The organism is Paenibacillus sp. Soil750 (assembly GCF_001428045.1).
GTDB classification, from domain to species: Bacteria; Bacillota; Bacilli; order Paenibacillales; family NBRC-103111; genus Paenibacillus_E; species Paenibacillus_E allorhizoplanae.
Genome location: NZ_LMSD01000023.1, coordinates 324,433 through 336,354, shown reverse-complemented (window position 1 = coordinate 336,354; position 11,922 = coordinate 324,433). Strand labels below are relative to the sequence as shown.

Annotated in this window: 7 protein-coding genes; 2 read left to right on the top strand and 5 right to left on the bottom strand. The window is 45.0% G+C overall.

The window, feature by feature from the left end:
• Positions 1–123: 123 nt before the first annotated feature.
• From ASL11_RS21545 to ASL11_RS21535, 3 genes are read right to left on the bottom strand one after another with little or no spacing between them, the layout of a single operon-like run.
• Positions 124–1,737 (bottom strand): extracellular solute-binding protein, encoded by a 1,614-nt coding sequence (locus ASL11_RS21545; protein ID WP_056619467.1) that lies wholly within the window; start codon positions 1,735–1,737, stop codon positions 124–126.
• 28 nt (positions 1,738–1,765) lie between these two features.
• Positions 1,766–2,656, bottom strand: coding sequence for a carbohydrate ABC transporter permease (locus ASL11_RS21540; protein WP_056619464.1), 891 nt, complete (start codon positions 2,654–2,656; stop codon positions 1,766–1,768).
• A gap of 31 nt (positions 2,657–2,687) precedes the next feature.
• Positions 2,688–3,650: an ABC transporter permease gene (locus ASL11_RS21535; RefSeq protein WP_056619461.1), complete on the bottom strand. Its 963-nt coding sequence runs from the start codon at positions 3,648–3,650 to the stop codon at positions 2,688–2,690.
• Positions 3,651–3,906: 256 nt separating this feature from the next.
• Here ASL11_RS21535 and ASL11_RS21530 point away from each other — a divergent pair, with 256 nt between their 5' ends.
• A complete protein-coding gene (locus tag ASL11_RS21530; RefSeq protein WP_056619458.1) occupies positions 3,907–5,604 on the top strand; it encodes a sensor histidine kinase in 1,698 nt (565 codons plus the stop codon).
• On the top strand, positions 5,582–7,144 hold the full coding sequence (locus ASL11_RS21525; RefSeq protein ID WP_056619455.1) for a helix-turn-helix domain-containing protein: 1,563 nt from the start codon (positions 5,582–5,584) through the stop codon (positions 7,142–7,144). The genes ASL11_RS21530 and ASL11_RS21525 overlap by 23 nt, the downstream gene beginning before the upstream one ends.
• Positions 7,145–7,522: 378 nt before the next feature.
• On the opposite strand, the gene ASL11_RS21520 is transcribed toward ASL11_RS21525, so the two are convergent.
• Together ASL11_RS21520 and ASL11_RS21515 are read right to left on the bottom strand one after the other, a co-directional pair.
• Positions 7,523–9,862 (bottom strand): FAD-dependent oxidoreductase, encoded by a 2,340-nt coding sequence (locus tag ASL11_RS21520; RefSeq protein WP_082595670.1) that lies wholly within the window; start codon positions 9,860–9,862, stop codon positions 7,523–7,525.
• Positions 9,863–10,004: 142 nt separating this feature from the next.
• Entirely contained in the window at positions 10,005–11,900 is a 1,896-nt protein-coding gene (locus ASL11_RS21515; RefSeq protein ID WP_082595669.1) for a golvesin C-terminal-like domain-containing protein, read from the bottom strand.
• Positions 11,901–11,922 lie beyond the last annotated feature (22 nt).

Below are 11,922 nucleotides of genomic sequence, written 5' to 3'. Positions count from 1 at the left end.
AGTTGTTTCCCTTATCCCCCCTCTCCATAAAAGTCCGCAAAAAGGCATATGCAAGCGTGTGAAGAAAGCTATCCACTCACGAACGTTGCATATGCCAATGTGCTAGCTTATACCATTAAAGTATTATTTCTTGATATTCGTCGGCCAAACGAACGGTACACCTAAAGCTTTCTTGGCTTCTTGGAATTTTTTGTTTTGATAGTCTAGCAGCTTTTGAGAGCCAAGTTTTTCTTCTTGATCAATGCCTTCTTTGTAGAGTTTCTCAACATCCTCTGGTGCTTTAGCGAGAATCATTTTCGCTCTTGTTTTGACACGAACCTCTTCGCGTTTTGCATTGATGCCCGCTTCTTCTGTTCCGCCAAGCGGTGAAGTGGATTCGAAAGCAAGCATGTCGTACGTATATTTACTGAAATAAATATTCGATTTGGTTCTTTCCGTTTCTTGTACACCGTTCACTGGCAATGTGCGTTGAACAGGGACATAGTTAATCAGCCAATCTAACGTACCATTTCCGTATTTCAATTTCGTTTTCGCTGCATCTTCGCTTCTAGCCTTAATAAACTCATCTGATAATTTAACCTTACCATTCGCATCATAATCCCACGTAATGCCTTTAGGACCATAAGTCACATTCAAACTCATTTCATCAGACGAGAGATAATGCATGAGCTTAATAATGCGATCCTGATTTTTGGCTTTACTGCTAACCATCGTCAATGTCCAACCTGAGGCTTGAACTGGATCAATAACAGGTTGTTTGCCTTTATCACCAAGAACCGGTCCAACTGAAACAAAGATTGCCTTCGGATCCTTGGCATATAAGGCATCCCATTTAATTGCCTTGTTTGTGAGGGCAAAGACTGCGCCATTATTCACTTTCTCGGTAAGCTGTGACTGATTCAACGTTTGACTATCTTCTGGCAATAAACCTTCCCGATATAAACGGTTGAGGAACTGATACGCTTCCAATGTCTCCGGAGTTCTTTCACGATCCAGAAGATTACCTTGCGCATCTTCACGTGGAGCGCCGAAGAAACTTGAGATGACCCAGCTCTCGAAGTAAGCGGGAGTTACATCGAAGCCATTATATTTCGTCTTTGAATCCTTTACTTTACGCAGCGCTGCAACCAAGCCTTCCTTGGTATTGAAGTCCTCAGGTTTAATGCCAAGCTGATCCATAATATCTTTACGCGCATATAAGCCTTGGTTGCTGTAAATGGTATCTCCTGGTTTAAACGTTTCTTTGGCCCAGAAATAGTTGGCATACCCATAGAAGTGGCCATCTGGATTACGGAACCAATCCTGCATGGATTTCGCTACATTAAACGATGGATCATGCTTCTTAATCAACTCATCTAGCGGAGCAACCAAGCCAGATTTCTCAAGCACACCTCGCTGCGGCGCCCCTTTATCCACGGTAATCATATCCGGGATATCTCCTGATGCGATAAGAGCGCTTAATTTATCATCATTTCCTGAAGTAAATTCAATTGAAACGCCCGTATCCTCTGTAATTTTCTTATCCAGTAAGTTATTCACTGGATCCCAGTTCTTTTTGTAGGATTCTTGATCGACGAACCAAGTTATCTTGATTGGAGATTTATCATCAGGTTTGGCTGACGCTTCTGATGCCTTTGGCGAACTCGCCACTTCTGTTCCTTTATCCGTTGAACAACCTGCAAGCAAAGTCCCCATCAACGTCGTAACTAGCCCCATACTTACTAAACTTTTTTTCATTTGCTTTGCCCCCTTTGATATGCGTGAACTAACCTTTCACAGAACCAATAAGCACACCTTTAACAAAATACTTCTGTAAGAATGGATAAATGGCGACGATTGGCGCTGTTGTTGCGACCATCATGGCTAACTTCAACGTAGCCGAACTAACATGCTTCGCTTCTTCTGGCATAAAGCTCATGGCTTGCTGACTAAATGATTCCCCGTACGAAGCATCTGTCACCATCCGCATGAGTACAAGTTGAACAGGCTCTAAGGATGATTTCGTCGTAAACATCAACGCATCCATATAAGAGTTCCAATGATATACCCCATTAAACAAAGCAATAGCGGCTAAGACAGGCTTCGTCAACGGCAGCACCAACTGCAGCAAAATCCGGTATTCCCCGGCCCCATCCATCTTAGCCGACTCGATAATTTGTTCAGGGATCGTTCGAAAGAAGGACATGATAATAATCATATCCCAAACACTGAACAAGGTGGGAATAATATAAACCATAAAATTGTTTAACAGGCCAATTTCTTTATACAGCAAGTAAGTCGGAATAAGTCCACCATAGAAGAACATGGTCGTGAGCATAATCACGAGATATATGTTGCGTCCACTAAGTCCTTTACGAGACATACCGTAGGCAACGAGAGCTGTAAAAGCGATATGCGTGGACATACCGAGCAGCGTTCTGCTAATCGTAATGAAAAACGCATGATAAATGGTCGTATCTGAGAATACTGCTTTATAATTCGCAAGCGTAAACTCCCGAGGCCATAAGTACACGCTTCCTCGCAAGTAATCCAACCCGTCATTAAAAGAACCAACCAAAGCAAACCAGAACGGAGCCAGCGTTACGAATACAACTGCAGACATAAAAATGATATTACCGATGTCAAACCATTTGTCCCTTCTAGAACGGATATTCATTATGTGTTCCTCCTTACACGCAGGCATCCTCTTAGAACAAGCTATTGTCTGTCACTTTACGAGATACATAATTAGCAGCAAATAACAGAATCAGGGCAACCACTGATTTCGCTAAGCCTACCGCAGTCGAATAGGAATACCTCATTTGCCTCAGGCCTACCTTATAGACATACGTATCGATTGTTTCACTCACATCCAGATTTAGCGGATTCTGCATGACCATAATCTGCTCGAAGCCCGTGTTCAAGATAGAGCTTATCGCAAAAATGAGCATAATCACGACTGTCCCCATAATGGCTGGCAGCGTCACATACCACATCCGCTGAAATCTGCCTGCACCGTCAATCTTGGCTGCATCATACATTTCTTGGTCCACACCGGCTATCGCTGCGATATAAATAATCGCTCCCCAGCCAATCCCTTTCAATATTTCAGCGCTCACCATAATCATCCAGAACAGATGCGGTTTCGCAATGAAATTAATCGGTTCATCAATAATATGCAAACTCGTAAGTAAGAGATTGAGAATCCCATTCGAAGGCGATAGCACTGTCAGCACTAACCCTCCAAAAATAACCCACGAAACAAAATGAGGGAGATAAGAAATCGTTTGTACAAAGCTCTTGAAACGTTTCTTATTCAGCTCATTAAGGAAGAGTGCAAACACGATGGGCGCAGGAAACCCAAGAACCAACCCCATAAGATTCATCGCTAGCGTGTTACGTAGTACATTCAAGAAATTCGGATCATTCAGAAATTCCTGGAAATGTGTAAACCCAATCCACGGTGAATTCATCACACCCAAGAAAAGATCGTACTCCTTAAATGCAATTAGAATGCCATACATTGGAACATACGAGAACAGAAGCAGAAACAAAATCCCCGGCCATACCATGCTTTGCAGCGCGAACTGACTCTTGAAACGCAGCCATCTACCCGTCACTGATAATCGTGGCGACCGAACACGTTGTTTTGCATTTACGGCTCCATCCACTTGACTTACCTCCCCGATTTACTGCCCCAAGTCGTGATAACCAGATGACAGCGTTCTCTATAATGCTAACTCTACTTCTGCTATAGCAAAGCAACTTCGGAAGCATATTCTCACTATACATTTTGAAAGCGCTTATAAAAATATCATCATTTTAGTTTTGATACCTTCATTTGGGCTCTGCCTAGTTAACGAAAGGTTTAGCATGCCTTGTGTCGAATACCTCCTACAAACATCTTTAGAGAAAGAAGGAGTGACGTTGCAACGTGCCTTTAATGCCATGAGTATCAAAAGTAAAGTGACGCTAGCCTTTATTTTTTTCATACTAATCCCCTTCAGTGTGCTCGGACTCTACACGTACAATCAATCACAGCGCTACGTGCAAGATCAACTGCTTACCAATTCACAGACCACCGTTAAACAGATTAAGTATACAATCGAGAATAAAATTGATCTTATTGAAAGCGTTAGCAATAACATTACGTTTAACTACCGCTTGCAACAATTTCTCGGAGAGCCGTATTCATCCGACTCCAATTCTTTAGATACGTATTTCAATTTCGCTGCTCCACTTGTTAACTATGCGATGTTATTCCAGAAAATCAACATCCAAAAAATTTCTATCTATACAAACAATGTTTCGATTCCAGAAGGTTTTGGTTCCTTTTTCTCCGAGCAGAAAATTAAAAAAGAGGCGTGGTACGATACCTTTATGGCTTCGGATCAGAAATCTCTCTGGGTGCTGGATACGAAGCAGGAAGACGGTAGTGATATTTTCCGCTATATCCAGAAAATGATCTCTATTGAAGGCTATTATCTAGGAATTACGATGGTTGACGTGCGCTCTGTTGATCTTCTTGAACCCGCTGAGGGCCCTAATGTTGTCAATCAGCCTGTTTATATATTGGATGAAAATCAAGGCTACGCCAAGGAATCCGGTTTTTTATACGTCGCTGACTCGTTAAAAGAAGTCCAGCAAGTCATCGTTATGGCGATTCCGCTCCCACCTCTGCTCGGTTCCTTGCAGGTTGTGGCTAATCTAGCTTTTATTCTTACCCTCATTGTTCTATTGTTCGCTTTCTACTTCGTCCTCAAGATGACGCTAAGTAAAATGAAAACGAGCATTAAACAGATGGATCTCGCCATTGAGACAGGGTTTCAGCCCATTCCTATTGTACGGAAGGACGAGTTCGGTGTTATCACCGAGAAATTCAACATTTTGCTGAATAAAATTACCCTGCTGTTAGCCGATATGATCAAAAAAGAGACCATGCACAAGGATGCACAGCTCATCGCACTGCAATCGCAGATTAATCCGCATTTTATCTATAATACGCTGGATATCTTTAGTGCCAAAATGGAAATTGCCGGCCAATATGATGTGTCCGATGCTATGGCCGATTTCGGCAAAATGATGCGCTATAATATGGACGGTCACGCAAAATTCGCAACGCTCCAAGATGAGCTTCGTTATCTGGGGCAGTATATGACGCTTCAGAAGGTGAAATACGGAGACAGTATTCATTTCCGCGTTCATGTTCCCAACGAGCTTCTCAGCATTCAGGTCTTAAAATTTATTCTTCAACCGATTGTCGAGAATAGCGTGAAGCATGGCTTCGCTAAGCAGGACACACTCGATATTGATATTTATGTGAGCCAAGAAACTGATTTATCCATCCGTTTATGTGTAAGAGATAATGGCATTGGGATTGAAGCAGCACGGTTGGAAGAAATTAACGAACAATTTCGCACTTCCGTGTATATGGCCAAAGGTAACAAAGACCGAGAAAGCATCGGTTTAGGCAACATTAATGAACGATTGAAATTATTTTACGGGGAGAATTATCCCTTACAAATCAACAGTATCCAAGGCCAATTCGCCGAAACGATATTAACCCTTCCTTATGACGCAAGAAGAAGCGAGGAGAATGACGATGTATACCGTATTAATCATTGATGACGAAGAATTGATCGGCAGCGGCGTCAAAGCCAAACTAGAAAGGGCCAATGTCGCTGGTATACGGGATATTTATGTCGCAAACGGTGGTCCACAGGGACTTGCAATGGCTAAAACCTTACAACCAAACATCATTATCACGGACATTCGTATGCCCGAGTTAGATGGCATTCAATTGATTAGAGAGCTTACCCCGCTCCTAACACGCACCAAATTCATTATGTTAAGCGGCTATGGTGATTATCCCTATGTCCGTGAAGCCTTCAAATACGGCGCACAAGACTATTTATTGAAGCCCGCAGCGTCCGATGAACTCGGCCAGCAAGTACAGTCCGCCATTGCGAGTATTGAGAAAGATACCCTCAACGACCAGCTCGTCGAAAGAAACCAAACGGACGCTCGGGCACTGCTTATTGCTCGATTACCCCTCGTCATCCACGGTTCGAACGCCATGGTGAGCAGCAAAGATTCCGAGCCACAGCAATCACTCGAAGCTTACTTTACTCATCCGCGATTCGCCGTTTCCATGTTTTCCTTCGGCGACGTTACCTTCAGCGAGGAGCATTTGGATAGGGTAAGTGAATGTTTGGAACAATGTGTTCAAGAAGATGATCTAACATCACATCTACGCTTCCTAGCATTTCATGATGTGCTAGGATCGGTGTGCCTTGTGTTTAATTATGCGGCATCCATTTCCTTTGATACCGTTCAAGGTGTACTTAGTAAAGCTGTTATCCTGCTTAGGAATGGCAATCTGCGAACGCCTACGGCCTCGATTAGTCAATCAGGGCAAGGCTTAGATGATTTATCACGACTTTACAAACAAGCGCATCACGCGATGTCGGAGCGGATTTTACGAGAACCAAGCGAGGTTTTCGAGACACTTGAACCAATGGATAGGACGGATGCTTGGCTGCCTGTCAAAAAGGAAATGGAGGAGTTCAAGCAAGCTGCCGAAACCCTGCATGTGGAACGTATCGGCCTTTGGGTTGACCGCCATCTACGCGATGTTTTACGCTCACAGATGTCTTTGGAGCAGCTCAAGTCCATTTATGACCTCGTGCTTTCTGAGATCCATCGCCATGTCCATGAGCGTTTTCTTTTTGAAGAGACCGAACGCGCAACAGCTTTCGACACTTTTCACACGTTAGGAGAGCTCCGGCATTATTTAAAAAGCTACGCCACAGATACGAAACAGCTGATCTCGGAGCAGGCTAATTTGGGCGAAACCGTTATTACTGTAGCGGAGTCCATCGTTCGTGAGCATTACAGCCGCGATCTGCAGCTAGCCGAAGTGGCTAATCGGGTATCGATGAATTACTCGTACTTTAGCAAGCTTTTTAAGGAACGAACCGGCTTAACTTTCACTGCCTATTTAACCAAAGTCCGCATGGAAGAAGCCCAGAAGCTGCTCAAAAACCCCACCTTACGGATCAATGAGATCTCAGAAAAAGTTGGGTATGGCAATCTCTATCATTTCTCGCGTGCTTTCAAAAACTATTTCGGCGTTTCCCCAAAGGAACATCGGAAATCGATGTAACGTGAGATTCGCACTTTTGCAGGCTGGGCAGCTTTTGGGGATTAACTGGATTTCCTACATCTATTTCCGGGGAAAACTAGCCTTTGATGATTTTAACTGGATTTTATGCATCTAATTTTGCCCGAAATGTTCCGTTTGGCGAAATTGGCCAGAAATAACGGGAGGAAATCCAGTTATTTTACGAAAAGCCGTGATTTTGCTTGAATTAGCTGCAGAAAATCCAGTTATTCTCCTGGCCAGGAGCAACGCCTCACACCATAACCCACGCTGATAACAAATAAATAAGGGTAAGCTTCTCTTACCCAAAACCCCAAACATATAAATTCTGGGGTGGTAAAACAGCAAGCCCCAGTTCAACGAACTAGGGCTTGCATCATATTAATAACAACGCACTTCATAGATGGCCGCAGACGGATCTCCATTGGTGGCATCGATGACGACACGCAGTCTTTGCGTTTGGACAGGTTGAGCTAGCGTATAACGGCAATGGCGCTGATAATTCTCCTTCACCTCTAAGAGCTGCTCCCATGCACCGCCAACAAAGGCTTCAATCCTATAATCTTTCGGACATTGCGGGTCACGATAAAACGGTGCATATCCATGGTATTCCCATAGAAGGCTTCCCGGGAATGTGAGCTCAATCTGTCCAATGGATTGTTGATGATCCCATTTCAATTCTAGCCATTGCGGAAGCTCCTCTCTCGCATCCGAGCGCCACAAGTTCGTAAAACGATATGGTCGCGTTACACCACTAATGACATGTTCAGGGCTGTACGCATGCTGCGGAGGATCCACGCGGAAGCTGCGCGTCGGACCATTCCAATCCCGGCGCATCTTGCCCTCGCCCATTTCATATGCGCACGTATGACCTGGAACTATGCCATCCCCGCAATGCCACGCAATGTGGGGATTTGCTAGTAAATCCAAACGCACATAGGTCCCTGACTTCAAGCCATCCGCCTCGCTCAACTGCACATCCCAATCGATCCATTGATAGGTCCCCGGCTTGATTTGTAGTTCCGTTGTGGCCAGCGCTGGGTTTGCTTCACAGCGGTAGTCCCAGATATGATCCACCGGAATAAGTTTCGCTTCCACGATTTGAAGGGTGTCGCTCGTATTCGTCACACAGACAGATACTCGGTTCAATACTCCCTCTGAAATGGCAATCCATTGTCCTTTACGTTGACGGAGCAGCTCTTCTTGATGACCCAATTTGCCAGATGCTTGTAGCTCCGCCTTCACTTCCGAACCACTGCACGCAGCCTGACTGCTAGCCGTAACGCGCCCCTTGCGTGCCAGATCCAGCTCGTCCTCGTTCGTTGTGTTTAGGAGGAAACAGCCATCACGCAGCAGCGTTTGCTTCACTTCTTGTATAGCCAGACCTGGTACGTCCGCGAGTGCTAATCCATGCCTCAATGCAATTGCAGCCGACGTCCCCACGGCCTGCCCTATCAACGCGGTTGTTGCCATTACGCGCACCGTACCTAATGCGGCATGCGTCACAGAGATATTCCGACCAGCCATCATCAAATTATCGACATCCTTGGCAATCGTTGACCGCAATGGAATACCATAAGGGCCACAATAGCTTTTTACCATATAGGAGGAGGTTTCATCATAGCCCTCTGAGCTGGCATGCTCACTGGTAGGCGCAAGTAGTCCCCCAGGTGTATGCAGATCAAGGAACCAGCCACCATAAGCAATCTCATCCTCAAATACCGTCTTATTCTGTGGATCATGCTCCGTCATCAGATATTGCCCCATAATTCGGCGGCTTTCCCGTTTACCCGGCACTTGGCCGATCCAGTCTATGGCATGATTAGCTGCCAGCTCTTTCGTAAGTGGATCTTTATTCTTGATCCAATCCCAAATACCTAACACATACCGCGTCAGCTCATGACGAATATCTTCACTTTCATAGATGGTGTGCCAAGGCATGCCGATCTCGATCCACCAGTAACCACCGCGCATATCATTCGGATTCCGACCCTGTTTATAGAAAAAGTCGGGATTATCGAGCTTCGCAGCCCAATCAGGAGCCGTGAACGGAGCCGGGGAACCAAGGTCTTTCGTTTTAAAAAGCAGCGAACTCCCCATCACATCTCCGCTAGCCTGCAGTGGTGCATGCGGTTCGGCGAATTCCTCGCGTCCTTCCGAGCCCATCCGCCATTCACAACCTGCACGGTCGGCAACGATGCCGTCGCCTGTGCAATCCACGAATACATCTGCTACAAGTTCGATCTCCATCTCAGCGTTAGCAACGTAACCCACGACCGACGCAATCTTGCGCTCACCCGCCATCCGAACATCCAGAATGGATGTGTTCAAGTAAAAGGTCAAATTCTCTGTTCGCTGCGCCATATCATACATCGTCATATCCCACACGCTGTTGGTCCAGCCATTCTCAAAAATCGGCTCATGATTTCGTGCGCGTTCCTCAATCAATAACTCAGATATGATCCCGGTTTCCTTCGCATAAACATGAAAGGCAGCCGCGCCATGAGGCGTTACTCTGACCTCGGACGAACTGTTTCCCCCGAAGACAGGGCGATCCTGTACCAAACATGTTTTGGCCCCATGTCTAGCCGAAGCTACAGCCGCACAGAAACCCGCCAGTCCACCCCCGCAAACGACAACATCGTACTTCTCTGTTTTTTGCCCATGCTTTCTTGCTGAATGATTACCTTCCTTGCCCGTATCCCTGAAGTTATTAACCATCTCTCTTAGTCTCCCTTTATGTAGCCGCACCTACTTCTGCGTAGATGATAGCGTTTTCTTTTCCTCCTTTACACTTTATCCTGAATAAGATCACAATAAAATATCACCGTTTTTGATTTGATGCCTTCATTTTGGCATCGAATTATCTAGGCACAAATTTGACGGCATCCGCAATAACGAATCCGGTTGTCCCCGTATTGCTAATGACCACATTTCCAGATGTCCCGGCATTAAATGCGTATCTCCCTATGAAGTTCCACATCCCACCGTTGGCCTGCTGATTGACGATTATACTGTCTGGTCCACCAGCATGATTTATAGTGACGGGTACATTATTTGCTCGATTCGTATCCGCATTCCACCACATGTAGACATCATAAGAGCCTGCAGATGCGATATCAGGTGCATACTTAACGCTCTTGGATCCCTTCGCTGTATCCCCGTCATGCAGATAGTCCGCACCAACTCTTTGGCTGCTGTAGGTACTGACCGTCCAAATCCCCGTCTGAGTTATTCCAGTTGGATGACTGTTATCCATAAGGATGGTAGGTTCGTATGCGCCAATGCTTGGCGGATTGCTCCTAACGTTCTTGAAGTAATCCTCTGCTACATCGGTTAGATTATTCTTCCCCTTAGCAATACACGGAGAAGTGCCCTGCAGTTTGAAATAGTCGGGTCCGAATGTGCCGCCAACAAGCAATGGATTGCCAATGACATCATTCACATTCGAAGCAACACCAGTAACAGCACTGGACCAGCAGTTATTCGAGAAAATTAATCCTGCACTCTGATCTACGTTTTGTAAAGAACCTGTGTTCGACTTGAATATATTGTTTTCTATCCTTGTGTTTACATGGCTTGCACCGCCGGTAATGGATATATTCGTACTTGTTGAATCAATAAAAGTGTTGCCTGCAATGATGTCATTATCCAAGCGAGTTCCTGTTGCTAATCCCGTGTTCCAATACGCAAAATTCTTGCTGTTCCCTTTCAGAAAATTATTAATAATCTTCCTGTTGTAGCCGGCTGTAAAACTTTGAAAAGGCTCATCCGCTATGGCAATCCCCATACTTGGACTTCCACCTCTGAAATAAATCGCATTCCCCGTGTTGTATATGAAATTTCGCTGTATGATTACGTCGTGAGCCTTGTCTACATAGACTTCCAATGCATAATTATCATAAATTACGTTATCCTCCAACACCACATCATGCGTGTTGTACCAGAAGCCAACCCCTTCACCCCAGTTGTGGTAAATCGTGTTGTTCTTGATTGTTCCATATGCGCTGCCTCGTATCATCAGAATTAGCGGCCAGTTCAGTTCATTGGATAATCGGCTAAAACGATCAAAATTGGCATTCTCCCACACCCTATTGCCGTCCAAAGTAAAATAATCAACATTCTCTACCTGTATCGCCTCACCACGGTTCTCATGAATCTTCGAATTTCGAATGATAATATCATGATATCTGGTTGTCGCCGAGTTACCGGCATAAATTCCAGCACCATAGGATTGTGTCAATTCAAGACCGTCAATGGTAATATAATTGGCCGTAATACTCATCAGCGAATTCCAGGAAAGCGTAAATTGCTGTCCGTTCGTATAGGTTACTCCATCATTGGTAACGGTAGGTCCCGTATATGTAACAGTTTGAAGACTGAGACTGTGATTCGGGTACGTATTCTGACCAGAAATGACTGGCGTCTCCCCTGAATATGCCTTGATCGTAATTGGGTTACCGCTTGTTCCTGAAGTAGTAATACTGATCGTTGATGTAATATTGTACGTTCCGCCTCTCACAATAACCGTGGAACCGGGGCCGGCAACCCCTGCCATATTTACAGCTTGTTGGATCGTAGCAACGGGTTGGCTCAGCGTACCAGGATTACTGTTGTTTCCTGTATTAGATACATAGTAGGTTGTTGCAGCAGCGCTGACTTCTGTCTGAAGGCAGATTCCCAAGGCAACCAGTATAAGGGACATTACCAAAATCACGATTACCAAGGATCCTTTTCCCATGCTTCTTGTTAACATCATCTAATCTCCTTTTTGGTCGAAG

Excerpts from the sequence above, each read along its gene's own strand:
- ASL11_RS21545 (WP_056619467.1), bottom strand. The coding sequence starts at position 1,737 with ATGAAAAAAAGTTTAGTAAGTATGGGGCTAGTTACGACGTTGATGGGG.
- ASL11_RS21540 (WP_056619464.1), bottom strand. The coding sequence starts at position 2,656 with ATGAATATCCGTTCTAGAAGGGACAAATGGTTTGACATCGGTAATATC.
- ASL11_RS21525 (WP_056619455.1), top strand. The coding sequence starts at position 5,582 with ATGTATACCGTATTAATCATTGATGACGAAGAATTGATCGGCAGCGGC.
- ASL11_RS21520 (WP_082595670.1), bottom strand. The coding sequence starts at position 9,862 with ATGGTTAATAACTTCAGGGATACGGGCAAGGAAGGTAATCATTCAGCA.
- ASL11_RS21515 (WP_082595669.1), bottom strand. The coding sequence starts at position 11,900 with ATGATGTTAACAAGAAGCATGGGAAAAGGATCCTTGGTAATCGTGATT.